Origin of the sequence: Vibrio sp. BS-M-Sm-2, from assembly GCF_041504345.1 — a bacterium.
GTDB classification, from domain to species: Bacteria; Pseudomonadota; Gammaproteobacteria; order Enterobacterales; family Vibrionaceae; genus Vibrio; species Vibrio satsumensis.
Genome location: NZ_CP167895.1, coordinates 75,114 through 100,154, shown reverse-complemented (window position 1 = coordinate 100,154; position 25,041 = coordinate 75,114). Strand labels below are relative to the sequence as shown.

Annotated in this window: 23 protein-coding genes; 8 read left to right on the top strand and 15 right to left on the bottom strand. The window is 43.0% G+C overall.

All coding sequences use genetic code 11. The annotated features are described in order from the left end of the window. Positions 1-242: 242 nt before the first annotated feature. Both AB8613_RS16565 and AB8613_RS16560 read left to right on the top strand, forming a co-directional pair. A complete protein-coding gene (locus AB8613_RS16565) occupies positions 243-512 on the top strand; it encodes a hypothetical protein (protein ID WP_146492738.1) in 270 nt (89 codons plus the stop codon). A 31-nt stretch (positions 513-543) separates the two neighbouring features. Then, a complete protein-coding gene (locus tag AB8613_RS16560; RefSeq protein ID WP_372385269.1) occupies positions 544-1,152 on the top strand; it encodes a class I SAM-dependent methyltransferase in 609 nt (202 codons plus the stop codon). Positions 1,153-1,262: 110 nt separating this feature from the next. On the opposite strand, the gene AB8613_RS16555 is transcribed toward AB8613_RS16560, so the two are convergent. Next, positions 1,263-2,399, bottom strand: coding sequence for a DUF3541 domain-containing protein (locus tag AB8613_RS16555; RefSeq protein ID WP_146492740.1), 1,137 nt, complete (start codon positions 2,397-2,399; stop codon positions 1,263-1,265). Between the two features lie 283 nt (positions 2,400-2,682). Here AB8613_RS16555 and AB8613_RS16550 point away from each other — a divergent pair, with 283 nt between their 5' ends. Both AB8613_RS16550 and AB8613_RS16545 read left to right on the top strand, forming a co-directional pair. Further along, a complete protein-coding gene (locus AB8613_RS16550) occupies positions 2,683-4,038 on the top strand; it encodes a diguanylate cyclase domain-containing protein (RefSeq protein ID WP_372385268.1) in 1,356 nt (451 codons plus the stop codon). Between the two features lie 163 nt (positions 4,039-4,201). Continuing rightward, the gene (locus AB8613_RS16545; RefSeq protein ID WP_372385267.1) at positions 4,202-5,758 is read left to right on the top strand and encodes a DEAD/DEAH box helicase; all 1,557 of its coding nucleotides are present in this window, start codon (positions 4,202-4,204) and stop codon (positions 5,756-5,758) included. 531 nt (positions 5,759-6,289) lie between these two features. On the opposite strand, the gene AB8613_RS16540 is transcribed toward AB8613_RS16545, so the two are convergent. Next, a complete protein-coding gene (locus AB8613_RS16540) occupies positions 6,290-7,819 on the bottom strand; it encodes a DUF3612 domain-containing protein (RefSeq protein WP_019823380.1) in 1,530 nt (509 codons plus the stop codon). Positions 7,820-7,988: 169 nt separating this feature from the next. Here AB8613_RS16540 and AB8613_RS16535 point away from each other — a divergent pair, with 169 nt between their 5' ends. Continuing rightward, a complete protein-coding gene (locus AB8613_RS16535) occupies positions 7,989-8,585 on the top strand; it encodes a hypothetical protein (RefSeq protein WP_146492743.1) in 597 nt (198 codons plus the stop codon). Positions 8,586-8,769: 184 nt separating this feature from the next. Here the strand turns inward: AB8613_RS16535 and AB8613_RS16530 are convergent, their stop codons facing one another. From AB8613_RS16530 to codB, 4 genes are all read right to left on the bottom strand, one after another. Next, positions 8,770-9,786 carry a GGDEF domain-containing protein gene (locus AB8613_RS16530; protein WP_060981653.1) on the bottom strand — a complete coding sequence of 339 codons (1,017 nt, stop codon included), beginning with the start codon at positions 9,784-9,786 and terminating at the stop codon, positions 8,770-8,772. A 424-nt stretch (positions 9,787-10,210) separates the two neighbouring features. Further along, positions 10,211-10,423 (bottom strand): cold-shock protein, encoded by a 213-nt coding sequence (locus AB8613_RS16525; RefSeq protein ID WP_004730009.1) that lies wholly within the window; start codon positions 10,421-10,423, stop codon positions 10,211-10,213. 361 nt (positions 10,424-10,784) lie between these two features. Continuing rightward, on the bottom strand, positions 10,785-12,062 hold the full coding sequence (locus tag AB8613_RS16520; RefSeq protein ID WP_372385266.1) for a cytosine deaminase: 1,278 nt from the start codon (positions 12,060-12,062) through the stop codon (positions 10,785-10,787). Positions 12,063-12,071: 9 nt separating this feature from the next. Beyond that, positions 12,072-13,310, bottom strand: coding sequence for a cytosine permease (gene codB, locus AB8613_RS16515; RefSeq protein ID WP_060981651.1), 1,239 nt, complete (start codon positions 13,308-13,310; stop codon positions 12,072-12,074). A 15-nt stretch (positions 13,311-13,325) separates the two neighbouring features. Here codB and AB8613_RS16510 point away from each other — a divergent pair, with 15 nt between their 5' ends. Continuing rightward, on the top strand, positions 13,326-13,631 hold the full coding sequence (locus AB8613_RS16510; RefSeq protein WP_327784453.1) for a hypothetical protein: 306 nt from the start codon (positions 13,326-13,328) through the stop codon (positions 13,629-13,631). Between the two features lie 390 nt (positions 13,632-14,021). Here AB8613_RS16510 and AB8613_RS16505 read toward each other — a convergent pair whose 3' ends face one another. Together AB8613_RS16505 and AB8613_RS16500 are read right to left on the bottom strand one after the other, a co-directional pair. Further along, positions 14,022-15,245, bottom strand: a complete 1,224-nt coding sequence (locus tag AB8613_RS16505) for an HlyD family secretion protein (RefSeq protein ID WP_146492746.1) — start codon at positions 15,243-15,245, stop codon at positions 14,022-14,024. After that, positions 15,239-15,589, bottom strand: a complete 351-nt coding sequence (locus AB8613_RS16500; protein WP_146492747.1) for an MFS transporter — start codon at positions 15,587-15,589, stop codon at positions 15,239-15,241. Before AB8613_RS16500 ends, AB8613_RS16505 begins: the two co-directional genes overlap by 7 nt. Before the next feature lie 133 nt (positions 15,590-15,722). On the opposite strand from AB8613_RS16500, the gene AB8613_RS16495 reads away from it, so the two are divergent. Beyond that, on the top strand, positions 15,723-16,730 hold the full coding sequence (locus tag AB8613_RS16495) for an AraC family transcriptional regulator (protein WP_146492748.1): 1,008 nt from the start codon (positions 15,723-15,725) through the stop codon (positions 16,728-16,730). A gap of 20 nt (positions 16,731-16,750) precedes the next feature. On the opposite strand, the gene AB8613_RS16490 is transcribed toward AB8613_RS16495, so the two are convergent. From AB8613_RS16490 to AB8613_RS16480, 3 genes are all read right to left on the bottom strand, one after another. Beyond that, positions 16,751-17,161, bottom strand: coding sequence for a hypothetical protein (locus tag AB8613_RS16490; protein ID WP_060981647.1), 411 nt, complete (start codon positions 17,159-17,161; stop codon positions 16,751-16,753). A 24-nt stretch (positions 17,162-17,185) separates the two neighbouring features. Further along, entirely contained in the window at positions 17,186-17,839 is a 654-nt protein-coding gene (locus tag AB8613_RS16485; protein WP_372385265.1) for an OmpA family protein, read from the bottom strand. A 216-nt stretch (positions 17,840-18,055) separates the two neighbouring features. Continuing rightward, positions 18,056-19,012, bottom strand: coding sequence for a LysR family transcriptional regulator (locus tag AB8613_RS16480; protein ID WP_327784452.1), 957 nt, complete (start codon positions 19,010-19,012; stop codon positions 18,056-18,058). Between the two features lie 132 nt (positions 19,013-19,144). Here AB8613_RS16480 and AB8613_RS16475 point away from each other — a divergent pair, with 132 nt between their 5' ends. Next, a complete protein-coding gene (locus AB8613_RS16475) occupies positions 19,145-19,906 on the top strand; it encodes a hypothetical protein (protein WP_372385264.1) in 762 nt (253 codons plus the stop codon). Positions 19,907-19,964: 58 nt separating this feature from the next. Here the strand turns inward: AB8613_RS16475 and AB8613_RS16470 are convergent, their stop codons facing one another. The 4 genes from AB8613_RS16470 to AB8613_RS16455 all read right to left on the bottom strand — a co-directional run bounded on the left by AB8613_RS16470 (position 19,965) and on the right by AB8613_RS16455 (position 24,772). Then, positions 19,965-21,155, bottom strand: coding sequence for an OmpP1/FadL family transporter (locus AB8613_RS16470; RefSeq protein ID WP_285953518.1), 1,191 nt, complete (start codon positions 21,153-21,155; stop codon positions 19,965-19,967). A gap of 389 nt (positions 21,156-21,544) precedes the next feature. Beyond that, positions 21,545-22,768, bottom strand: a complete 1,224-nt coding sequence (locus AB8613_RS16465; RefSeq protein WP_061017574.1) for an HlyD family secretion protein — start codon at positions 22,766-22,768, stop codon at positions 21,545-21,547. 2 nt (positions 22,769-22,770) lie between these two features. After that, complete coding sequence (locus AB8613_RS16460; protein ID WP_372385263.1) at positions 22,771-23,094, bottom strand: MFS transporter; 324 nt, start codon at positions 23,092-23,094, stop codon at positions 22,771-22,773. 250 nt (positions 23,095-23,344) lie between these two features. Beyond that, entirely contained in the window at positions 23,345-24,772 is a 1,428-nt protein-coding gene (locus tag AB8613_RS16455) for a sodium-dependent transporter (protein ID WP_372385262.1), read from the bottom strand. Positions 24,773-25,041 lie beyond the last annotated feature (269 nt).

Below are 25,041 nucleotides of genomic sequence, written 5' to 3'. Positions count from 1 at the left end.
TTCAGTTAAAGCGGACACTTTTCTTACGGATTCAACGTGAGAAGGGTGTCCGCTTTTTTGTGCCTGATCGTTAAGTCTGGCCATTACGTCATTGGTTATACGGTGGGTAACGCTCACTCGGAAGAGTAATAGAGGCAACCTCTTTTATCCGATATACTTGTATATCATCGGGTTGCGATTAAGAACACTAGGTTGTGATTCAGAACAAAGGCAACCAAGTCCAATAAATCAAAGGTTTTTCCATGAATATGCGCGTTATCATCGGTCTTATTGCTACTTTCATTGGCTTGTTTACGATGGTTTATTTTATTGCTGGTGGATCTCAGTTTCCTATCTATCAGTGGCCACAAGAGGCTTATCTCGGTTTGGTGTTTAGCGTCGTGTGGGGTACTGGAGTAGCAGCATCGGTCGCGTACTTCTTCTCGGCACTGGTGTTTGTGACTGCCGCTGTGGTGTGTTATGCGATTGGATACAAGATCGGTGGTCTGTTTTCGAACGACTCTAAAGTCTAGCTGATTTGATCATATGATTGAGTAGTATGTAATGCATTGGCGTGATCGTTTTAAGGTGTATTGGTATCACCGAAAGCAAACCAAGCGTTGGAAAGGGGATAAGGCAAAGTCTTTAGGTTGGACCAATGAAGAGAGTCAGTTGTGTCGCTTCGAAGTGATTGCTCGTTCGGCTGATTTCGAAAATAAGAGTGTTTTGGACTTAGGGTGTGGCTATGGGGAATTGTTCGAGCTGCTCGACAGCATCTACCGCATTCAATCTTACACCGGTGTTGACCAACACGCAGGCTTCCTCAAAAAGGCCAAGCAAAAGTACACAGAAGCTCGCTGCCAATTTATTGCGGGTGATATGAGCAAGATGCCTCTTGAAACCCATGACGTGGTTATTGCTAGCGGCTCATTGAATTACATTTCTCGAGATTCTGATTACCTGACGAATATGATTACTCGGATGTTTGACCTAGCGAATCAAACCGTCATATTTAATCTTCTCGACTCTAGCCAGTACCCTTCGCGCAATACCTTGATGAGCTATCATCCTCAAGGTGTTTATCGCTTTTGTAAAACGCTGTGTGACGATGTCTCTTTGATTGAGGGTTACACCGAAGGTGATTTCACTATAGTGATGAACAAGGCTGTCTGAGCGTTTTAGCTTTATGCTTTGTACGCGCTATTGATATTTTTCAGGTATTAAAAAGCCGCACGCCTTAAAGGTGTGCGGCTTTTTGGTTTTTGTCGTCTGGCTTAAGTGTTCTATTTATTCTCAACGAGCCCGTAAGGAATCGTTTTAAATATCTTTGGGTTCCCTTTGAAGGTTGGTGCTTCATTCACTTGTTGCCAGTCAAGCAACATGATTGCCAATACGTTACGGTGCTCTCCGTATTCAAGGTCAAAATCACCGGTGATTGAAGGGATCATACCGCGCTTCTTATCAATCGAGGATTGGATAGCAAGTCGAGTCTTCTCTACAACTGGATCATCTTCAAGGCCTGCCAACAGGAAAGTTAAGCCAACCTCGGCAATGACATCTTCTTTCGCACGAAGCAATATTGTATCGATGTTTTCTCTGAAGTAATCGTAGATCCATTGATGATCTTGTTCGCTTACTTGGTGTTGATAATATTCCGAATCACCAAAGATCACGTGTGTCATACCATAGATCTTATTGCCGTATTGTTGGCTAGAGAGCTTCTTGTCTTTATCGTCTGGGTACGCTTTTTTGAAGGTGTCGACGAACTCATCAACCACATCTTGTTCACCTAGCTGGCGTAGCCAGTAGACTTGATTGGCTAATTGAGCTGCCCACGCTTTCACCATGTCTTCATTGGTAACGTATCGTGAGAAGTCATAGCGACGAATGATTTCACGTAGTTTGGCATCGTTCTTGTGTTCTAAACCGTATTCATTGGCACGAGCCATAGAACCAAGAAGGTCAACGCCTAGGTAAAGGTATTCTGGCATGTGCTTGGTGATGTTGTAGCGTCGAACACTGCGTTCATCGCTATCGCCAACATAAGATGCAACGCGCTTTTCTGAGTAGAGCACGATTTGTTCCATGGTTTGAACGTCATTCGACAGGGTGTTGAGCTTGCTTGCCACTCGTGCCATGTCACTCCATACCGCAGCAGAATACTTATCATCTAATGTCTGGCGATACATGCGTAGTCCGTAGTGACCCTCTTTGAATGCAGGCAGGGTGTAAAGTTGGCTTTCGTAGGTAGCGCGAATGAGGTCAGCAGATTGCTTGAAAGATTGTTCTTGAGAATTGAGCGAATCGGCTTGGGATTGAATACTCGATACATTTGTCGCCAGAGCGTTCTCTTGTGCGTGAACAGCGACCGTAATTGAGGCCGATAGTAATGTGCACAGTGTAATCGTTTTTAGCTTCATGTCGTGAGGTACCAAGCTGATTAATAGTCTATGTAAAATAACATCGATGAATCCTTTAATGTAAGGTTTGAGTCAATACAATGTAAGCTTTATAAGGTTTACTAACCCTTTTTGATTAAGTAATTAGTATAGTTAACAGACCTGAAGTGATGAATGGCACAATATTTGATAGATAGTAGACGTTAGTATAGATTTTTAATGACTTAGCGGCATACTGGAGCAATAAGCCAGAAATGAGCCGTTATCAGGCAGTATATAGAACAAAAGTGTTAGAGGTTCGTAAATGCCAAGTGGTTCTAGCAAGCAGTGGTCTGCCAAAATAGTATCTGTTCTTTTTTTCCTTGCGATAGTTGGCGCGATTGAGTTTTTTCACGCCAAGCAATTAATTTTTCTTAAAAACGAATCGTATTCAGAGGCAAAAAAGCAACTATCCATTATTCGTTCTCGGATTGAAGTCGCGATCGTGTCGGATATGTATATCCTCAATAATTTCTCGACTTTAGTGACCATTAACCCTGATAGTGAAGTGAAAAACTGGGACAAGATTGCTGAGAATATCATTCAAGATGGCTTCCATATTCGACTTATCGCACTCGCCAAAGACGACATTCTAAATTTTGTTTACCCTCTGGAAGGTAATGAGCAGGTTCTAGGTATTAATTATCGCGATCACCCAAACCAATGGGAGTCTGTAGAGATAGCTCGTAATCTTGGCAATACGTTTATTGCGGGTCCCTTTGAGCTGTTTCAAGGAGGGCAAGCCCTTATTACACGTACTCCGATCTTCCGAGATCCGCCTTTCAATCAAGATTACTGGGGTGTATCTAGCGCTGCTATTGGCTTAGACGAGCTGTTTGAAGATGTCGGAATCGGGAAGATCGAGAACAAGTATCAACTTGCGATACGTGGTAAAAACAGTTCAGGTAAAGATGGCGCTGTCTTTTATGGTACTCAGGATGTGTTCGATAATGCGTTTGCCACCGAACAGGTAAGTTTCCCATATGGTGGTTGGTACCTTGCTCTTTCTGGTAACGAATATGTATTGATGGATGAACCTTGGTACCGAATCCAAGCGGTAAGGCTAGTGGGTTATTCCATAATGCTAGTGTTGGCGTTTGCCTTCTTTACGATTTATCGCCTGTACCGTATTGCAGATAGCCGCTCAATGCATGATGAGCTAACGATGTTACCGAATCGTCGATACTTTATGTATAGCCTCAAGCAGGCCTTTAAAACTACTCAAAAACAGCGAGCGAGAACGTTTGCCGTTGTAAATATCGACCTCGATGGGTTTAAAGCGATCAATGACACTTATGGTCATGCAGCTGGCGATCAGGTATTGATCGAGTGTGCAAACCGAATTAGGAGTGAACTACGAGTTTCAGATATCGTCGCAAGGATAGGCGGTGATGAGTTCTTAGTTTTATTGCCACGCATCATTGATGATCAGCACGTATCGTCGATCGTGACTAAACTACGAAAGGCGATGTGCGCGGCACCAGTTGTTTACGAGGCGCACTCTATTTATCTTCGAATTAGTGTTGGTTGGGTTATTCATAATAACAACTACAATGATGTCGATGCGCTCTTGAAAGCGGCTGATGAAAAAATGTACGAACAGAAGCGTCAAGTTATCTAGGTTGAATTTGAGCTGCGATTAGAATTTAGTTGCTGAATGTGGGGAAAAGCCTCAGAATACCGCGCTTTGCTCCGTATCAATGTATTTGATGAGCAAAAGCTGAAGCAACGCATTTTTTAACGTGTTGCTCATACTAAATGTTATTCAACTGAGAAAATAATCTATGAGTTTTACCTCCCTTGGCCTTTCTGAACCGATCCTTAAAGCTATTGAAGCACAAGGTTACGATAAGCCATCACCAATACAAGAGAAAGCCGTGCCAGCTGTCCTAACGGGCAAAGATGTGATGGCCGCTGCTCAAACAGGTACAGGTAAAACTGCAGGCTTCACGCTACCTATTCTTGAAATGTTGTCAAAAGGCCCTCGCGTACGTCAGAACCAAGTACGTGCGCTGGTGTTAACGCCAACTCGTGAGCTTGCTGCGCAAGTAAATGGCAGCGTAGTGAAGTACGGTATTAACTTACCGCTTACCTCTACGGTTGTGTTTGGTGGTGTGAAGATTAACCCTCAGATGCAAAAACTGCGTAAAGGTAGTGATGTGTTGGTGGCGACACCGGGTCGTCTACTTGACCTATATAACCAAAATGCCGTGCGTTTTGACCAACTAGAAATCCTAGTGCTAGATGAAGCTGACCGCATGCTAGACATGGGCTTCATCCGTGACATCCGTAAGATCTTGGCTTTCTTACCTAAGAAACGTCAGAACCTACTGTTCTCAGCGACGTTCTCTGATGATATTCGCAGCTTAGCGAAAGGCTTAGTTAACAATCCTGTTGAGATTTCAGTAAGCCCTGCTAACTCGACGGCAAAAACCGTTGAGCAAAGCATCTACCCAGTAGACAAAAAGAAAAAGAGCGCAATGCTAGCGAAGCTAATCAAAGATAACGATTGGCGACAAGTGTTGGTGTTCAGCAAGACGAAACACGGCGCGAATAAGCTTGCTCGCTTCCTTGAAGAACAAGACATCACTGCTGCACCTATTCATGGTAACAAGAGCCAAGGTGCACGTACTAAAGCCTTAGAGAACTTTAAAACGGGTAAGGTACGAGTACTTGTTGCAACTGATATCGCTGCTCGTGGTATCGATATCCCACAACTGCCCCAAGTAGTTAACTTCGATCTTCCACATGTATCAGAAGACTATGTACACCGTATCGGTCGTACTGGCCGCGCTGGTGAAGTAGGTAAAGCGATTTCACTGGTTTGTGCTGATGAAGTGGGCGAGTTGTTCGGTATTGAACGTCTTATTCAACAAGTACTAGAGCGTCGTGAGCTTGAAGGCTTCTCGCCAGTAAACAAGCTACCAGAATCTCGTTTAGATACACGTCCAATCAAGCCTAAGAAGCCGAAAAAAGCAAAACAGCCACGTGAGCATGCTGATGGTCAACGCTCTGGTGATAACGCTCGTGGACACAAGCCAGCAGGTAAGAATAAGCGTCATGTAGCAGGTAATGGCTCAGCGCCAAAACGTAATCCAACGTCTGGAAAGAAGCCTACTGAAAACAATTCAGCCGCGACTGGTGAAGATAAATCAGTAAGAAACAACGGCAGTAACTTTAAACGCGGTAATGCGGGCAATAAACCTGCTGCAAATAACGCAGGTAAGCCTAAGAAGTCTGGTTACGGTGGTAGCTACGGTCCGAGCAAGTCGTCAAATAAGCCGACAGGCAACAAACCGTCACCGTCTAGAAGCCGCTCTAAGCCAGCTCCTCAGAAGTAGAGTCTCTTAGATAGATCATAAAGGTCCAATAACGAGAGTGCTTTTTAGGAGAGTTCTCGTTGATTCGGGACTTTCTGCTATCTAACTCAAATAAGCGCGAATATTGAATTTCAATGTTCGCGTTTTTTTATGGGCGTTGATTTGTAACTCAGGAGAGGTTTATTGCTGTTTAAAGTGATTGAACCTAAGGGAAGTACGGCATTTTGGGAAAGGGAAATGAATCTTTAAGGATTTATTAATAACAACATAATCACTAGCGTTTTTGTTGGATTTTGCAATTTGCAATTTCAGTTTGCAAAACAAATAAGCATTTACGAACAATACGTGTCCAGATGCGTAGTAAATACGTGTTTTAAAAGTTGGCACGCATACTGCATTGGTAATGGTGACCCTTCTTAAGCCGAGGGTCACCTAGCCAACTGACGTTGTTAGTGAACCTTTTTTGTTCACACAAAATATATGACCAATCACCCTTATTGTGATTGGTTTTTTTTGCCTGAATTTTAGGTTCTATTTTTTGTTATTACTTCTTTACTCACCACACTTCGAATAACAGCTTGGTTGGCGAGGGCATTCTCCACCTCTGGAGCAGATAAGCCTTGCCTCTGTCTCTATCCCACGTTCAATCCAATTTATATTTAGAATCTTGGCTATTGTCGTGAGATCTTTCTTGATGTTGCGCGGGATTGCCACAGAGCCACCGTTGTTAACACATGATGCTTTTAGCTGCTCTGCTATGTCTCTTGAATTACCGCCTTGAGCATCAATCGCAGGGTTGAGATCTATACCAGCACACAACACACGATTGTTACCCGCGGGATCCGTCATATTGATGGATTCACAGCAGTAGATTCTTGGCTCGTCTCCCACATTTAAAATGGAGATTTGAGCCGAGCTTCCCGCTCGAGGCTCCGATAATCGACGGAACACAGCCCAATGTTGACATGGATCAGCGACCGTTCTCATATTTCCCCAAGGCAGTGGAATCCCGTTCCCGCGGTATACCGCCTTGAGCTTCCCAGGCCCGTAAGCATCAAAGTAATGCCAGTGAGGGTAGGGCGATACTACTGTCATTCGGCGCATTGCAACAGAGGGGGAAACCCCTGCTCTTTTGTGAACGTCGATTTCGTAACCAGTGCGGTCGAGTAACTGTCTAAATGGGACTTTCGGACACAGCAGTGCTCCGGCAAAGAAGCTAGATTCGAAGTCACGCCATGCTTGAAGAATGTCTTGAGAGTTCAGCTGAGAAGAGCCTGAAACTTGGTTGTCGTCCCATGTATTGTTGTTACCTACCGACAACACACTTTTTAGCCCCTCTTTGCTGTGCAGAATGCAATGGCCGATATAAACCGAGAGGTCGTATTTTAGACGAGTTGGGTATTCCTTGAGAATTTCGTTTAAGAAGATAGTACCGGGAGGCTCAAAAAATGAAGTAACCAGTTGCTTGGCATTAATTCCTAGCTCGTCGACTACGTCTTGAGGTGTCCGTGTAACCCAGCGGATGTTGATTCCTAGGCTTCTAGCGATGTCTATGAGGTCTTCTACGCTGAGGTTAAGACGTTTTAGACCAACTTCTTCTGCAGCTCGCTCAAGGTCAGGGAAGTGGTTCTGGTTGCTCTCTTGGTGTGCCCGAATCAATAGATGCGCAAACTGGCGACCGGAGATTCCCGTTTGCGAAAGCATCTCAGGAATCGCGATTTGAAGAATGTCGTTGGAAAAAAGGAAGCTCGGTTCGAGTGCCATGCCACTTATTCCACCCCGATTTCCTTTATCAGGTGCAATGGCTTGTTGTTCCGATTCATCGTCGAGGAACCACGTTGGGTTTTTCTGAAAGACCTGGGCAATCACTTCTAGCATATCGATGCTTGGGACCCGCTTTCCACGCTCAATCATTGAAAGGTAAGAAACGGAAGGTGCGTATTCTGGGTTGATCCTAATACAACGCGCAGACAGGTCTTCCATCGTTAAATGGTTACGTTTTCGAAGGTTACGTATTTTCGTACCTAGGAAATGTGACTGACGAACTAAACTTTTTGACAAGGCCATATTTGTAAAATTCACATTGTAAAATTTTTGTTGTGAAATTGTATGTAAAAAAGCGCTAATCTACAAACTAAGCAATTCACAAAATGACAAATAAATTAAACGTTAGTTTGGAATAATTGCTCTAGGACACATTTTCGCTGTAGAAATCGGTGAGTTTCACCGGACTGGTCAAGAGGGAAAGACTATGAATATGCTGACATTCGATAAAACAGAAATCCAAAAACAATCAAAGCCATTTATCGCTGAAGCTGTCTTTGCCGTGGAGACAATCAGTGCCAACCAGCAAACTGAGAAGCAAGTTAAAGCAAAACAGCTGCTTGATCGACTATTCCCACTAGAGAATGGCTCACACCAAGACGTAACCAGCTATGTAGTCGATTACCGTCATATCATGGCTTACTTTAAAGATGGCCAGCATAGTGGCCTAAAGCACCCTAAACAGTTTGTAGCGTACATGGGGGAGAAGAATGACCCAGACTCAATCTTATTCCGAGATGGCAGTGGCAGCCACTTAGAGGTGATGTTTGGTTGCCATAAAGGGACGGGTTGCATCGAGTTGGTGGAGATTGATGATATTCAGTTAGAATCATGCACCACATTCGGCCAATCACCAATGGAAGCTACGACTACAATGCGCGAAGAGACTATCGCAGCTATGCGCCACTGGATCAGCTTGATTCAAGGTGATTCAAAAGGTAAACCAAAGGCATGTAGCGAAGATAAAGAGTTCAGAGCAAAGAGTGGCGAAGATTACTGCTTGAATTACTGCTATCAGCTTTAGTGTCACAAAGTAGGTTTAGCTCGCTGTAGAGTCTTAACCCTGTAAGTAATAAGTCAATACTTATAGCTGAACAAAAGCCGCCAAGATTAACGTACTAGTTAGTCCTGGGGGCTTTTTGTTGTTCTTTTTAAACGTATGTCGATGAATGCTTCACTGCCTTTAGTTAAGTGTGTCAGTGATAAAGCTAAAGAGGCATGACTCGATTGCGACCAAGTGATTTTGCTTCGTAAAGCAGTTTATCTGCACGTTCGATCAACGATTGTGCTGATTCGCCGGGTTCAAGTTCAGCAACCCCAAACGATGCGGTGATGCTGCCGACTTGTTCACCACTGCGGCGATCTTTAATTGACAGCTTTTCAAGAGATCGACGATTGGTATCTGCGAGCTGACGGGCAATACGCAAAGACTTGTTTGGCACTATGAGTGCGAACTCCTCACCGCCAAATCGATAAGCAGAGATACCTTCTCGGCAACTTAGCTTCAGCTTACGAGCAATTCCTTTAAGAACCATATCGCCAAACAAGTGGCCATAGGTGTCGTTGAAGTTTTTAAAATGGTCGATATCGAGAAGAATCAAACACAAAGATTGCTGCGCTTCGCACAAGGTTTCCATATCTCGATCGAAAGAGCGTCGGTTATAGAGTGTCGTAGTGCTATCAAAGAGTGCATCTTTCTGAACTTCTACCAGCTGGCTTTTAAGCTTGGTGATTTCTGACGTTGCAGAGTTTAGCTGAGAGTTTAAAAACTGAGTGGAGTGACGAATGTGACGTGATTCAGAAACCAGTTGACGAACCAAAGACATGACTTCATCGATCGATAAACTTTCATTATCAACACGAGCTAAATCTTCAAAGCTTTTATCGATCATGTCAGAAAATGCAGAGGTGTCGGTCAGGGTGTCGTTCATCGAATTCGAAACTTCAGAAACTAACAGTTCCAAATTAGCGCGAAGGTCATTGATATTTGTTTCGGATTTGCTCGCAACATAATTGTTATATAGCTGCTCACCAACGGCTGGAGGGCAAATACCGTAGTGTTCTAAAACACCGTCCATGTCTTGAGTCAGCTGTGGGATAGCGTTATCGACATAGGTGTACCAAAGTGCGTAATTTGCAGGTGTAGTAGACACCCTGTTTTTCATCATAAGAGGCACCGCTTTTTTTAGATTTGCGGTGGATTTCTGAAATTCGTCTTTGTTCATTATTTTTACTGCAGATACCAAAATAACTAAAGCCACTTGTCGACAAGGTTAGCGGATTTCGCAGGTATTTGCTTTAAAAATTATATGATTAATGGATGAGGATTGGATAAATAACTCATTTTTATTATGAATATCGATTGCGTATTCATATGTAAGATCTAATGGGTTGTTCTTTAAACATATTTTTGGTTATTCACTTTGTATCAGCGATGTAAATATCAACACTAAACCTTAGCAATGATTTCAGAAAATGACGCTCTAAATTGATGAGTAAAAGTGTAGTTGTTTGAAATAGGGGGCTAGAGATTGAAGAGTGTGGTAGAGGAAGTTATCAACGGAAAGGGAGTGTCGAAAACTTTTCGACAGATACAAAAAAGCGCCGATAAAAATCAGCGCTTTAAAATTCTTTTTAGCTAAAAGCTAATTATTGAGCAACAACGTTTGCTGCTTGTAGGCCTTTTTGACCGTTTTCAACTTCGAAAGAAACCTTTTGGCCTTCTTTCAGAGTTTTGAAGCCTTCAGAAGCGATTGCACGGAAGTGTACGAATACGTCAGCACCGCCGTTGTCTTGAGAAATGAAACCGAAACCTTTCTCTTCGTTAAACCATTTTACAGTGCCAGTATTTGTGTTAGACATAATTTGTCCCTTATTCATAAATTTTCTAAATTGTTGATTGCATTACTGCAATGCGCTGATAATTGAATTATTTAATATTGCTAAGAAATAAGGAAAAACTACTTACAAAAACGGGTAACGATTTTACATGTCATTTTTTACTATTCATCTAACTTAAATAACTCCGGCTAACAGAGCGAGTGCATGTTAACACAGTCTTTCCTGTTGTACACTCATTGATTGAGAAATCAGCGAGTTTTTTTGTCATGTTGTGCTGGTTAACAAAAACTACCTAAAATAGCTGATGGTTTTATAAAGTTACGCGCCATGACAAACTGAAAAGGAAGCCTAAGCCTCCTTTTCATGATTAGTATAGACGATATTAACGCTTAAAGTTGATATCTTCAGTCTGATCTAAGTTAATTTTTGTTCTAGCTGGTTGAGTCTCTGCAATCACCTTACCGTGACGCACAGAGTACTGCACTGGTACCTGGCGACGTACTGCATCAAAGCCATTGTCAGCAGGAAGAATCAGTAGGCTACCAGGCTTACCTTCTTCAATACCGTAGTTGTCTTGGATGTTCAGCGTGCGAGCGGAGTTATTACTGATCAGATCAAGCGAGTTGTTGATTTGGTCGTAGCCCATCACTTGTGTTACATGCAGCCCCATATGTAGTACCTGAAGCATGTTCGCTGTACCTAGTGGGTACCATGGGTCAAACACATCATCGTGGCCGAAACACACATTGATGTTTGCCGCTAGCATCTCTTTAACTCGTGTCACGCCACGACGTTTTGGATAATCATCAAAGCGACCCTGTAAGTGAATGTTCACTAACGGGTTCGCAACAAAGTTGATACCAGACATCTTCAATAGACGGAATAGGCGAGAGGCATAAGCACCGTTGTATGAACCCATCGCAGTAGTGTGGCTAGCGGTGACCTTTTCGCCCATTTCAAATTTATGAGCAAGGGCTGCAAGTGTCTCAACAAAACGAGATTGCTCGTCGTCGATTTCATCACAGTGAACGTCGATCAAGCAGTTGTATTTATGTGCAAGTTCAAATACATAATGCAGCGATTCAACACCGTATTCGCGAGTGAATTCAAAGTGTGGGATAGCGCCAATCACATCAGCTCCGATCTTCACTGCTTCTTCAAGTAACTCTTTGCCATTAGGGTATGAAAGAATGCCTTCTTGAGGGAATGCAACGATCTGAATGTCGATCCACTCTTTCATCTCTTCACGAACTTCAACCATCGCTTTTAATGCAACTAAGGTAGGGTCAGACACGTCAACGTGAGTACGAACGTGTTGAACACCATTAGCAATTTGCCATTTCAGTGTTTGCTTCGCACGAGACTTTACGTCTTCAATTGATAGTAGTTCTTTACGCTCAGCCCAACGCTCAATACCTTCAAACAGAGTGCCAGAAATGTTCCAGTTAGGTTCTCCAGCTGTTTGAGTAGTATCTAGGTGGATATGCGGTTCACAGAAAGGAGATACTGCAATGCCACCTTCAGCATCAAGGATGTCACCTTGATGGTTAATTTGTGCGTCATTATCGAGAATGCGAGAAAATTGACCATTTTCAATCAGGATTTGTTTCAAGCCCTCTTGGTCTTGAAGTTTCGCGTTCTTGATTAATAAGGTTGTCATAGTGTGTCCTTAAGCGGCCTGAGATTTCAGAGCTTTTTTATTCAATAGAGGATTGAGCACGAGGTAACTGATTGCACCGCCTAATACTGCGTTTAAAGGAACAACGCCAGGTAGAAAGTGACCAGCGGCTACGCCTGTTGCTACCGCGATAATGCCAGCCCAGTTAACGGTTTGGAACTCTGCATTTGCAAAATCTTTGTAACGTTTACGATTCGCAAAGAAGTCGGCGATGATTACGCCACCAATGGGTGGGATTGCCAGCGAAAGAAAGGTTAACCAACCTACGAAGTTGTTGTATAACCAAAGCGCAAAAATCGTACCGATAATGCCGTTAATGATAGACATTGTAGTACTTGAGCGGCCTGTAATGTTAGATAAACCCAGACCCGATGCATAAAGTGCATTTTCATTGGTCGTCCAGATATTCAAGCCAAGCACGATGATAGCTGGAAGAAGTAGACCCTGCGCGATCATGACGTCTGAAATGTCAGCTTGGCCAGTTGCGGCAGCGCCAGCAGCACCAAAGATGAACATCAGTGAGTTACCGATAAAGAATGCGACCATAGTAATCAATACTGCGCTTGCTGGCTTTTTACCAAAGCGAACGAAATCGGCAGTCAACGTACCCGCACTTACAAACGAACCGACAACCATTGCTAGGGCCATAGAGAAGTCCATTGGTGTTTCTGGTTTGATAAGTTGTAGCTGCTCTAAGCCGCCAACGCTATCTACTGCTGTTAATACTGAGTAACCACCAAGAATGGCAATGGCAGGAACGGCGACCGCCGAAAGCACCATGAGCGCTTTGATACCGAAGTACACGGTTCCAGTCATTAGTAAGCCAGATACTATAATCAGGGTATTGGTATCAATGCCAGTCGCTTTTTGTACTGGAATCGCGAACATTGCCACACCTACTCCAAACCAACCGACTTGTGTACCGCCAAGTAGAGCAGAAGGGAGCCATGAGCCTTTGGTACCGAAAGAGAAACGAGCTAGAAGGTGAGTAGAGAGGCCAGTAGATGAGCCGATGTAGCCAAGAAAAGAAGTGTAAATACCGAGAATTAGGTTACCGATGAGAACGGCGAGGAAGAAATCGTTGAATGAAAGGCCTGTCCCGAGTGAACCACCGGTCCACATACTTGCAGAGAAGAAAGTGAGCCCAAGCATTACCATGGTGAGTGAAGCGACTCCTTTCCTAGCCGATGTAGGAACCGGCCCTAGACTGTAGTTATTATCAGCAGCCATTTTTTACCTCCGCAAATGATCAAAATTAAATTTAACGGTCGCCGTATTGCAGGCAAACGTGCGCATTATGGTGATATAAATCACGTAGTCAATGCTAATTTTGTCAATAAAGGTGCTCAAAAATCAGTTATTGCACTAATTGTCTTATATAACATAGGGTTATTTTTTCTATTTATTTCAAAAAAATCAATAGAAAACGTTTTCTATATCGAATTGGGTATCTGCTGCTTAGGGTTGGCTATGAATGTTGATTATTATGCGTTTGAATGGGTGTCTGTATCGAAAGGGGAGCGGTTGACCAAACTGCAGGTAAAAAAATAGCCAATCGCAATAACCGCAATTGGCTTATATATTTCGTGAACAATAATAGGTTCACTAACAACGTCAGTTGGCTAGGTGACCCTCGGCTTAAGAAGGGTCAATAGTTACATTGCAGTTAGTGTGCCAACTCTAATAATCTTGTTTATTGGTTGTTTTATAGCAATTTGGTGCGTATTTGGGCTATTTATTCGCGTTTCAGTACTTCTTTTTTGCGTTTTGCAAATGCACTTTGCAATTAGTGGTGATTTGGTGATGGTTGAAAGAAGAGCTAATTCTTTGGCTATTGGCTATTCTTTGTGCTTAAAGTCTCTCATTTTAGGTTTAAGTGACGAGAAAGCCCGTGTGATACCTGATCACACGGGCTTTGTATTTTTTCACCAATGAAGGTGTTTAGATAGAGTAGAAGAAGTACAACTGAGACTTCATCCGAATGATTATTCCGCGTATTACGTCTAGGAATGCCATAAAACCGATCGGCTTCTCACCGCTTACCCACGCTAACCCGACAGAACCAACTGGAATGTCGTAGCCCTCTGCTTCGTCGATTTTTAAACGAACAAAGTGGTGCTTGTTCTGAACGTTTCGACCAGTAGTGACACGTACCTGTTCATCTATACCTAGCAAGCTCGCTTGTGCTTCCCCCGTCGCTTCAACGATACCCTCAACCGTTGCAGAAAATATTTTCCCCGGGTATACCGCTGTTGCAAATTCTGCTGGTTGCCCCACTTTAATATTACGAATCGCTTGGTGATTGACTCGCATCAGTACGTACTTTTCTTCGGTATACATCTGAATACGAGGCATTAACGAAACACGCTGTCCTTCACGAAGAATAAAGTTCGTCACAAAGCCGTCAGTTGGTGCAGTGATTTTGGTACTGTTAAGATCCCACTGAGCTTGCGCTAATGTTGCCTTCGCTGAATCGACCTCAGTCTGTTTCTTGTTCACATTGGTTTCAGCTTTGTGGATGTTTAATTTCGCATTCTCGGCATCGACTTCTTTCTTGCTAAGCTGAGATTCTAATGTGGTGACGTTATGTGTCGCTAAGTCTACCTTCGCTGTTTGTTGGTCGATGTCAGTTTCAGTAATCGTATGCTCTACGACACTGTTTTGCTTCTGGTAACGATCAAGCGTCTTTGATTGCAGCACTAAGTCTGTCTTTGCTGATTCTATCTGCGCGACTGAAGCCTTGATGTCTTCAAGTGCCGATTGATAGCTTATTTTAGCAATGCTCACTTCTTGGCGTGCTGTATCGAGCGCAACCTCTGCAGACTCAAGCTGAACGCTAGCTTTGTCTTTTGCGATGACATATTTGGTGTCATCAATTTCATAAATTAGCTGTCCTTCAGTTACATCTTGATTCGGGTGGATGTGGACTTTGGTGGTCTTACCCGACACATTAGTTGAATCTGGACGTAATTGGATATGTGGGGATTGAACGACAGAGCCTCCTGATAAATCCATCGGAGTGAAGTTGAGTAGGCCAACCCATACAAATAGTAACCACGATGTACCACCGAGATATGCAAATGCCTTGGTGCCTTTATTCCAAGGCATACCAACAAGTCTGAGTAAGTAAATGAACAGTGCCCAAATTGCTAAGCCTTCTAACATGCTTGGCTCTCCTCATCTTGCTTGTCGGAAGTTGCTTTGTCCCTAGGTGCTACTGGTGATTTCCAAGTATCTCTTAGATTGATGATGGCTTTTTCCATGTCAACAAAGGCTAAGATAACGGCTAGTACCCATACCCAGTGCCATACAAAACCAATCCATGTTAATGCGGTGATCAAACCGAGTTGTTGATGCTCTTTACTGTGAGCCTTATTGATTGGTAATTCATGCACACGCCAGAAGCCGTAACATGCAGCAGCGATGGTTGCGATTAACACAACGCCTGCCACTACGTGTAGTGCGGTATCTGCGCCGGTTCCGACAAATGGGACACTGACTAAACTCATTGATAAACCCTAGGTTAAATTGAGCGCCGAGTGTGATTGATATCAGATTTAGAGGTTGAAAATTTACCAATTACTTTAATAATGATGCCAATATGATTTGATCTGTAATGGTGACTTCTAAGTATGGTGGCTAATGAATAATTGTAACTTCTTAAGAGCATTAGGAATTTTAGGTATTTACCAACATGCGATGACCAATAAGCTCGTGAATGTCGAGCAATTAGGCATTCCCAGGTCGGTATTTAATAATCCGATGAATCTTATTCCTGTTAGTGAGGTGGATAAATGGTATGGCTTACTTCAGCACCAAACTGGTGACTCCGATATTATTTTGAAACTCGCCGATAGAGTCGATATTGAAAGGTTAGGTCCTCTTTCTAATTGGTTTTTCTCTGGACGCGATCTGGCTTCAAGCATACGCCGAGTTAACATTGGACTGCACTGTTTGCAATCTGGCGCCTTTCTCTATGGCACTCAAGTTGGAAAATTTATCAAGTGGTGTTACGACAACCCAGCTTATAGCGAGGCGGGCAAAGTCCATGATTCTATTCGAGTCGCCATCTTTATGATGAAGATATTAAGGCGCTACTTGGGAGACGATTTTACCCCTGCAGCTGTGTCTATAGCTGGTTATCGAGAAAACACTCAACTTTATCAAGAGTACTTTGGGTGCAACATTCAATGGGGACAACCACGAACTGAGATTTGGATACCAAGCAACTTGAGATTGTCGATCAACCAATCCCCTTCAGTTGGCAAGATGAGCTTGGCGATGAACTTTCATGACTTAGATCATTATCTCAACATGCCCGATGCCGCTGATGAGCATAAAGTGGCCTATGAAATGATCAATTACAGTCGCCATTTCGGCCTCCCAACGCTACATAAAGTATCAAGCTTACTTGGTTTATCTGAGCAGCAATTTCAACGTCGATTACATAAATTAGGTGTCAACTTTTCTACCGTTATGGGGTATGCGTTAAGTAACGTGGCTGTAGAGCTTTTGATGTATTCAGTGCCGATAGAAGAAGTCGCGACGAGGCTAGGCTATACCAACGTCGCGAGTTTTAACCGGATGTTTAAGAAACATCGAGGTCTGACACCTAGACAATATGTGGAGCGCTTGAACAACAGTCTTTGAGTAACAAGGCTTTTCTTAGCCTAAGCGCTCACATTTTTTCTGATCTTGTAGTTTTCGTACCAGTAACCAAGAGTATAGGTACAGATGGTGATGTCTGTAATGGCGAACGGGATGAAACTGGCGTTCAAGTGTGCTGTTTCTGGATTGAAAAAATTCGAAACGAACAGATACACCATAAAGAGCTTTTCGAGAAACGAGTACAGGATGATTGATTCTCTCCAGCGGCGTACGTAGGCTGAAGCTGCAATAAAGAATCCCATTAACCCAACCATGATTCCCCAGTGTCTGAACAAAAACACATAGTTAGAGTCGTAGGGTAGGTTGTTCATATCAAGCAGCGCAGTTTCAGGGTTAATTGCATAAATCCCTGCGTACATTGTAACTAAGCCGCCAATCACAAGGAAAGGTTTGAGAAAACGGTTAAAGAACATATTAAGGCTCCTTTTGGTGATTGATTAATTCAAGGCCAAAATATTGATTTCAACACGGCGATTACAGGCTCGGCCTGCTTTCGTGTCGTTCCCGCAAACAGGGTAACGCTCACCGTAACCTTGTGTTACGACACGACCAGATGCAACTTGCTGACCGATAAGGTAGTTACCAACAGATTGTGCGCGCTGTTCTGAGAGTGTTTGGTTACTTGCATCGTTGCCGGAGCTATCGGTATGTCCTTTGATTTCTAAGCGTGTATCTGGGTATTCCCCAAGAACAAGCGCGACACTGTTTAAGGTTGGGTAAATGCCGGATGACAAATGATATGATCCCGAGTCAAAGCCAATGCCATTTTCCATCACCAGCTGAAGCTCTTTGTCGTTGATACGTTTAACCTGTACACCAGAACTTACCAGTTGTTGACGTAGTGCCTGTTCCTGTTTATCCATGTAATAGCCTGCACCTCCACCTACAACTCCACCAATAGCCGCACCGCGCAGAGCGTCAGAGCTATTTCCTGTCGCAGCACCGATTGCCGCGCCCGCTAACATGCCGGCTAAAGCACCTTTGGTTGCTGAGTTAGTTTCGGTTTCACCGGTGGTGGCATTTTGTCGTTGAGTTGCCTGGCAGCCCGAAAGCAAAGCCGCGATAGAGAGGGTTACGATTACACGTTTCATTGAATCTATACTCTTAATTAGTGAGTGACTAAATTTAGTTATATCTATGAGTGTTATCTTAATCGGATTAATATAAATAATGATCCGAAAAAATACTGCAATAAAGGTTTTTTAAAAGATAATCATTATATGTTTTTATAAATGTTATTCTTCGACATAGAATTAATTCTCATATCATATAATTTAGGTTTTTTAATCAGTAAATATACCCAATGACTATGTATTTATCTTGGTTCTCAGTTTTAACGTATCTAATTTCTCTTGTAGAGAAGTTCGTACAATATTGATACAGAATCTGTATAAAGGGTGGTTGTGATTTCGCTCTAAGTAGTAAATAGAGTGGCTCATTTGATCTGGCGCTAGCTCGTTTAACCAAGCAGGTTGGATGCAATCAATCGTATTAGGACACATTGAGGCAGAGAGTGTTTCGGTAATCGCTAAAATGTAAGAATGTTCAGCGAGACATGTTAAAACAGACATACTGGCAGAGCGATATTTAAAATTAAAAAACTCAGGGGCTCGACGCTCTAGTATTGCGTTGAAGTCAGTGAGCCCGGGAACCAGAATGCCACCCGTTGGATATTTATTGAAACCTTCCAATTTAAAATTCCCATCAGACCATGGGTGGTTTTTCCTCATAATAACAATGGGTTCACTAGAGGTGAGAGCAACGGAACGGATAGATTTTGGTGTGTCAATTGGACCGAAATTCAACCCAATATGGACATCGCCATTTTGTATATCGGTGAGCGTTCGATCTGTCCAGGTAGTGACATTCAGTTTTGCTTTGGGAAATGAGTTAAACACAACCGAGCTCGTTAATTCTGTAGCCATTGCTTCAAGAAATACGCTTGATACTGCGATAGTGAGTTCACCATTGAATTCACTTGGATCTTCAAAAAGTTCTGAAAAAATCCGATTGTCTAGAGCATCGAGTTGCTCATTTAGGCCTAGACCAATAGCATCTGCTCTATGGGTTGACTGTAACTTACCATTGGCTGAATAAAATAATTTGTCGCCAGTGTAATCACGTAATTTTGCTAATGTTTGGCTAACCGCCGATTGGCTAATACCCAATGCCGATGCAGCCAACTTGGTGCTTCTATGAATGTAAATAGCATCAAACACGCGTAGATAATTTAGGTTCACCTGTTCATTATATTTTTTGTACATAATATCCCTATCCTCTGCTTAACATTATTAATCGATGGAATAAGTGATGCTTATTTTTCGTATAAGTAGCGTGGAAATAGTCATCTAAATATAGTGGCACCATCTTCTTAAGTGTCAGTTTTGGTGTATACAATGAAAAATATTAAAATCGCTTCTCTTTCTCTAATTAGTACAGCATTAGTTTTGGCTTCAACTTCGGTATTTGCAGAGCAAAATTCTAAAAAAAACAGTCATGAGTATCATGATGCTGACCCTCGAAACAGCAGCATGAGAGCGGCGGTATTTTCAGATGATGAAGGCGAACTTAAACTCCTTGCTGGTGGTGGTGCTTCAGGCCTCACCAGTGATATATCTCAGACGGTTGGTTTCGCTGAATATTACACTCAGTCAGAGAATGCGCGATTGAGAGCTGCTCACTTTGATTCTTTTGGTGGTGTTTATGTAGATGTTTACCAACTAAAAGACGCAGCGAACATGTACACCACAGGTTATATGCTGCCGTTAGGTAGTGAAGATGGCACCTTGTTTTTCCCTTCGTTGAACTATACCTATGTCGATGGTGGTGATGCGTACTCAACATTGAACGGATTAGGCGCTCCTCTGCAGGGCAACGAAGAAGCGCATTTGGGTTCTGTTAACATGTACGCATTACACCCTTGGAACGATACTCACTTTTCGGTATTTAATATTAATCTTGGTTCGTCATACGGTGGCGCTGAAATGCAGGTTGCTAACCTAATGTGGCTGCAAGGCATCAAAACCAAAGTAAAAGACAAAGACTTCAACATCATGTTTGAATTTAAATACGATGTGATTTCTGTTCAAAATGAGCGAGGCATTGATGAAACTTCAGAAGAAGTGACCGCCTCGGTTGGTATTGATTACCGCTTTTAATATTGATAACAAAACGCTGAACTTGATAGTTCAGCGTTTGAAGTTACTGCGAGCAACATTAGAAAGTGAAGTTTGCACCAACGAAGTGGATGCTTCCTTCAAATTCACCTTGAATCTGAGTATATGACTTGCTGGAACGGTCAATTTCCATCGTGCCAAAGTCTGCGTATTCATAGAAAATATCGACACGAGTTGAGTTCCAATATGTACTTGCACCCAGTGAATAACGGTATTGCTCACCTACAGGTAAGTCGACCCATTGCTTCGTTGGGTCATCCTGCGGAGAAGTTTCGTAAGAGAATCCAGCTTTAAGATCCCAGTCAGAGTTAAGCTGATAATCTACGCCCACTGCGAATTTCCACACATCTTCCCAGTTACGATCTATTGCTTGTGGAAGAGCTGGTGCTGAATTTAGTGTGTCGTTGTAGACGGGAGTCTCTGAGAATTCGCTCCATTGGTGGAATTGAATGGAAGACAATAGAGTTACTTGAGCATTAAGGTCGTAGCTTGCACTGATGTCAGTTATTGCTGGAACAACAAGTTCAGTACCCACAATCGCATTGCTACCATTGACCAGAGAGGCTGAGATGTCATCAAAATCATGAATCAATTTCGAACGGTAACTAAGACCTAAAGCCCATTGCTCGGCTTTGTACATTGCTCCTGCATTGTACCCAAATGCCCAATCGGTACCCATATCAGACTCAAAGCCAGTCGTACTAACTTCAATTAAACCGTAGTTTATTTGCACACCAGCTGCGATCGACCAGTTGTCATCCAGTTGGTAGCTGATATTTGGGTTTAACTGCAGTGCCGACATGAACGCTTTATCCAAATGGTTAGCGCCGTCCCAGTCATTACCATACTCAATAGAAGAACCGCCAATCGCACCAAAATTGATTCCGATGTGTGTACTTTCAGTTACTTGACGTACATGGAAGATCCCAATCGATGGCATCAAAGTATCTGCACTTGCATCGCCATCTGGGGTGTTTAGGAGGCTGCTATCTTTAGATGCATCGGTATAGTCCATCTGGAGATACAGTGCCATCGTGTTAATGGTTGTTTTTTGTTCGCCCATGTGGCTCATGGTTGCAGGGTTGGTGTAGCCAGCAGTCGCCGTTTCAGTATAGACACCGTCACCAGCCCCTGCAGTACCAGCATTAGCAGTGACAGCTTCTTGGAGCAATAGACCACTAGCATTGGCTAAATTTGAAAAGATAAGTAAAGCGAGAGCAGTTTTTTTCATTTTTTTCCTGCAGGTTAGCCTTGAGGGCATGGATTAATAAACTGCAGATAGTGTAAGGAAGGAGTGGTTGGAGATATTCAGTATTTTTTCCGTATTGCATAAATTTCAGATGTTCAAAATTCGCGAAATAATATGAATTAGACACGAGTATTAGCCTAAAGCTCAGCTCGCGTAGTCGGATTTCAAGAAGGATGGAAACTCAGCAGCCTATAGGGGAGGCACATCATCCTTGATGTAGCTGAGTTTCCAATATGGTTATATAGCTGTTAGTACACTACTTAGCGCAATGTGAAATGAGGTAAATGAATACTGAAAGTAGAATAAATTGACTCTTTTTTCGATGCGTAATATCTACAAAATCACAAATTTTATGAAATGTATTCATGGTCTTACATGCTATATATGAAGTAAATTTGAGCTTTCATTCGGATGATGATGCCGCGAATGACATTCAAGAAATTCAAGAATGGAATTGGTTTCTCTGCGTTAACCCAAGCTAGTCCAACGGCACCGACTGGAATGTCGTAGCCTTCAGGTTCGGTAATACGCAGACGAACAAAGTGGTGCTTGTTCATCACGTTCTTTCCTGTTGTTGCACGCACGTTGGTTTCACGAGCAAGCAAAGAACCTTGAGACTCACCTGTCGCTTCAACAATTCCTTCTACGTGAGCATTGAATACTTTACCCGGGTAAATGGCGGTAGCAAACTCGGCTTCTTGGCCAACTTTGATGTTTCTAAATGCTTGATGGTTAATTCTCATCAAGACAAACTTCTCATCGCTGTACATTTTTAGTCGAGGCATAGCACCAACAAATTGACCTTCACGAGCCATAAAGTTGGTGACATAACCATTGCTTGGTGCGTAGATCTTTGTTTGTGCCAAATCCCATTCTGATTGAGCGAGAGCGGCTTTCTTGTTTTGAAGATCGGCCTGTTTACTGATCTCGGAAATTTGTGATTTCTCGATTAGGTTTAGGTTTTTATTTGCCGTAATTTCTGACTTCTGATATTGCGACTCAATGATCGTGAGCTGGTTCTTTGCAACTTCAACGGCTGTTCGTTGTTGATCAAGGACGCTTTCTGTAATCGTTTTTTTAACTTTTGCATTCTGGTCGACATAGCGCTTTAGCGTGCGTTGTTTTAGCGTCAGGTCTTGTTTTGCTGCAGATATCTGGTTCTTGATTATCTCAATATCTTCAAGCGAAGCTCGGTAGTTTGTCTTTGCGATATCGATATCTTGTAAAGCTGCTTTATGAGCCATTTCAGCAATCGCTAGTTGCGCTTCTGCTTTGTTAACGGCGATAACGTATGAGTCATCGTCGAGCTCGTAAATCAACTGGCCCTTTTTAATTTCACTGTTCGGTGAGATGTGAAGGGCTTCAATATTGCCCGTTACTCGTGTTGAACCTGGTCGTAATTGAATATGTGGTGATTGCACAACGGAACCGCCGGATAGATCCATCGGAGCCCACGTAATAAGGCCAACCCATACGAATACAAGCCAGATAGAGCCACCACCATAAGCAAACATTTTAAATGGTTTTGTCCAAGGCACCCCAACAAGGCGAAGTAGATAAATAAACAAAGCCCAAACAGCTAAACCCTCTAACATCGTTATTCTCCTGCCTTTGTAGTTTGAGTTGGTGCGGTTTCATGCCAAATATGACGAATGCGGCGTATGCTCTTTTCCGTGTCGACAAAAGCGATAATAACGGCCAGCACCCAAACCCAGTGCCAGATAAAGCCTATCCAGGTGAGAATGGTGACTAACCCCATTTGACCATGTTTCTTTTTATCTGCGTGATGGATAGGTAGTTCATGGAACTTCCAAAACGCATATAACGCGCCTAAAACAGTACCAACCAGTACCAGTCCTGCTACTACGTGTAAGCCAGTGTCGAACGCAGTGTCGACGAAAGGCATGCTAATTAAACTCATAAAGCTTCCTAAAAGGGGTAATGAAAAATTAAGCTAGAGCGAGTTCACTCAAGAATAGTGAACGAGTGGAGAAATGGTACGGAGCTACTAAACCGAGTGAATCAGTAAAAATACGGGTCATGATTTTTAGTCGAGAAAAATATGATCTAGAGCGAATTTAAAGGGTAGGTGAGTGAGTAGAAAGCCAAAAATAAAGCCTGTCGTTTGATGACAGGCTTTCGTTATTCATCGCTTTAAGTCGACGCAGATTCTAGAAGCGTTTAGAAATTACCGCGGTGAGCGCGATAAATGCGATACCCATTAACATGACTTCGCCTTTGCCGCTGTCAAAACCAGCTTTCACGCCCATAAAAGCAACGATTGCGATTGCAAAAGGAATGATGTATTTAACTAAGCCGTACCAAAGGTTAAACAGAGGGAATGAAATTTCACCATTGTTGGTGATCTCATTTTTTAGGTCTTTTTTGTTCAATCTCCAGCCTGCAAAGATACAAATGAACATGCCGCAAACGGCTAAGAATATCTTGTCAGTCAATAGATCGAAGATATCGAACACGCCGGTATCGAATAACTTAGGGCCAATACCTCCCAGTGACAGTGAAGAGAGTACACACATACTGATCATCGTAATGCTTGATACCAGTACCGCTTTAAAGCGTGTCATCTGTTTCTCATCGATTAAGTACGAGACCGCAACCTCTAAAAGAGATACAGAAGAAGTGAGTGCTGCAACACTAAGGCCTACAAAGAAAAGTAGTGCGAATAGTAAGCCGATCACGCCACCCATTTCTGCAAACAGCTGAGGTACAACAACAAAAACTAAGCCAGGGCCAGCAGCAGGCTCCATGCCAAATGCAAACATTGCAGGGAACATTGCGATACCAGCCAGTAGAGCAACGCCACTGTCCATAGCAACGACCATCGCCGTCGTTTGTACTAGGTTCTCTTTTTTCTCTAGGTAGCTACCGTATGTGATCATACAACCTGTTGCTAGGCTTAAAGAGAAGAAGGCTTGTCCGAGTGCTGCAAGCACAACGTTGCTGTCTACTTTAGAAAAGTCAGGGCTAAATAAGAACTTAAGGCCAGCGCTTGAACCCGGTAATGATAATCCTTTTATCGATACGATCACCAAGATCATGAACAACATTGGCATTAGGATCTTGCCTGCTTTTTCAATGCCGCCAGAAATACCTTTCATGACGATAAGTACATTCAAAAAGAGATAGACACTCATCCACATTAAAGGCTCTACTGGTGTAGAAATGAAGCCAGTAAAGTTTTCCCCTATTAGTTGGGGAGTGTTGAGTAAGCCTGTGGCAATTTTATAGATGTAAGCGATAGACCAGCCACCGACAACCGGGTAAAACCCCATAATTAGCAGTCCACTTACCACGCTTATTACGCCGGTAAATGTCCAGCGTCGATCAGTCGCTTTAAATGCACCCACGGCTGATTTTTGTGTATGTCGACCGATAGCAAATTCCGTTAGCATGACACTAAAGCCAATGAAAATGACAAAGGCTAAGTAGATAAGAACGAAGGCGCCGCCACCGCTCTCACCTGCGGTATAGGGGAATTTCCAAATATTCCCAAGGCCCACAGCAGAACCTGCCGCTGCCATTACAAAGCCTAGCTTTGATCCCCATGTGTCTCTTGATTGTGAAAGGTTACTCGCCACAACATCTCCGAAAGTGTTCTAAATAAAATGATTGAATTTGATTTCGTTTACTAATGGTCATGAGAGCAATATGCAGTTGTGAACGTTGCACTGCTTCAAACCACCGTGCAGTGTATGGGGCGTGAACGTGAAGCTAAACCGTAGAATTACGGTATAAGTGCGTGTTGGTTTTGCTAAGAGCCAACTTTCTAGAAAAAGGAAAAGAAAAAGACAGGTAAGAGAAATGGAACGGTAGATAACCTTGGGGAAGTAGGTTCGAGGATGAATGC

What these genes read in the sequence shown, in the direction of transcription:
- AB8613_RS16560 (WP_372385269.1), top strand. Translation starts at nt 544, where the DNA reads ATGCATTGGCGTGATCGTTTTAAGGTGTATTGGTATCACCGAAAGCAA.
- AB8613_RS16520 (WP_372385266.1), bottom strand. Translation starts at nt 12,062, where the DNA reads ATGACAACCTTATTAATCAAGAACGCGAAACTTCAAGACCAAGAGGGC.
- AB8613_RS16530 (WP_060981653.1), bottom strand. Translation starts at nt 9,786, where the DNA reads ATGAACAAAGACGAATTTCAGAAATCCACCGCAAATCTAAAAAAAGCG.
- AB8613_RS16470 (WP_285953518.1), bottom strand. Translation starts at nt 21,155, where the DNA reads ATGAAAAAAACTGCTCTCGCTTTACTTATCTTTTCAAATTTAGCCAAT.
- AB8613_RS16500 (WP_146492747.1), bottom strand. Translation starts at nt 15,589, where the DNA reads ATGAGTTTAGTCAGTGTCCCATTTGTCGGAACCGGCGCAGATACCGCA.
- codB (WP_060981651.1), bottom strand. Translation starts at nt 13,310, where the DNA reads ATGGCTGCTGATAATAACTACAGTCTAGGGCCGGTTCCTACATCGGCT.
- AB8613_RS16550 (WP_372385268.1), top strand. Translation starts at nt 2,683, where the DNA reads ATGCCAAGTGGTTCTAGCAAGCAGTGGTCTGCCAAAATAGTATCTGTT.
- AB8613_RS16535 (WP_146492743.1), top strand. Translation starts at nt 7,989, where the DNA reads ATGAATATGCTGACATTCGATAAAACAGAAATCCAAAAACAATCAAAG.
- AB8613_RS16465 (WP_061017574.1), bottom strand. Translation starts at nt 22,768, where the DNA reads ATGTTAGAGGGTTTAGCTGTTTGGGCTTTGTTTATTTATCTACTTCGC.
- AB8613_RS16485 (WP_372385265.1), bottom strand. Translation starts at nt 17,839, where the DNA reads ATGAAACGTGTAATCGTAACCCTCTCTATCGCGGCTTTGCTTTCGGGC.
- AB8613_RS16480 (WP_327784452.1), bottom strand. Translation starts at nt 19,012, where the DNA reads ATGTACAAAAAATATAATGAACAGGTGAACCTAAATTATCTACGCGTG.
- AB8613_RS16495 (WP_146492748.1), top strand. Translation starts at nt 15,723, where the DNA reads ATGAATAATTGTAACTTCTTAAGAGCATTAGGAATTTTAGGTATTTAC.
- AB8613_RS16555 (WP_146492740.1), bottom strand. Translation starts at nt 2,399, where the DNA reads ATGAAGCTAAAAACGATTACACTGTGCACATTACTATCGGCCTCAATT.
- AB8613_RS16490 (WP_060981647.1), bottom strand. Translation starts at nt 17,161, where the DNA reads ATGTTCTTTAACCGTTTTCTCAAACCTTTCCTTGTGATTGGCGGCTTA.
- AB8613_RS16460 (WP_372385263.1), bottom strand. Translation starts at nt 23,094, where the DNA reads ATGAGTTTAATTAGCATGCCTTTCGTCGACACTGCGTTCGACACTGGC.
- AB8613_RS16505 (WP_146492746.1), bottom strand. Translation starts at nt 15,245, where the DNA reads ATGTTAGAAGGCTTAGCAATTTGGGCACTGTTCATTTACTTACTCAGA.
- AB8613_RS16545 (WP_372385267.1), top strand. Translation starts at nt 4,202, where the DNA reads ATGAGTTTTACCTCCCTTGGCCTTTCTGAACCGATCCTTAAAGCTATT.
- AB8613_RS16525 (WP_004730009.1), bottom strand. Translation starts at nt 10,423, where the DNA reads ATGTCTAACACAAATACTGGCACTGTAAAATGGTTTAACGAAGAGAAA.
- AB8613_RS16475 (WP_372385264.1), top strand. Translation starts at nt 19,145, where the DNA reads ATGAAAAATATTAAAATCGCTTCTCTTTCTCTAATTAGTACAGCATTA.
- AB8613_RS16510 (WP_327784453.1), top strand. Translation starts at nt 13,326, where the DNA reads ATGATCAAAATTAAATTTAACGGTCGCCGTATTGCAGGCAAACGTGCG.
- AB8613_RS16565 (WP_146492738.1), top strand. Translation starts at nt 243, where the DNA reads ATGAATATGCGCGTTATCATCGGTCTTATTGCTACTTTCATTGGCTTG.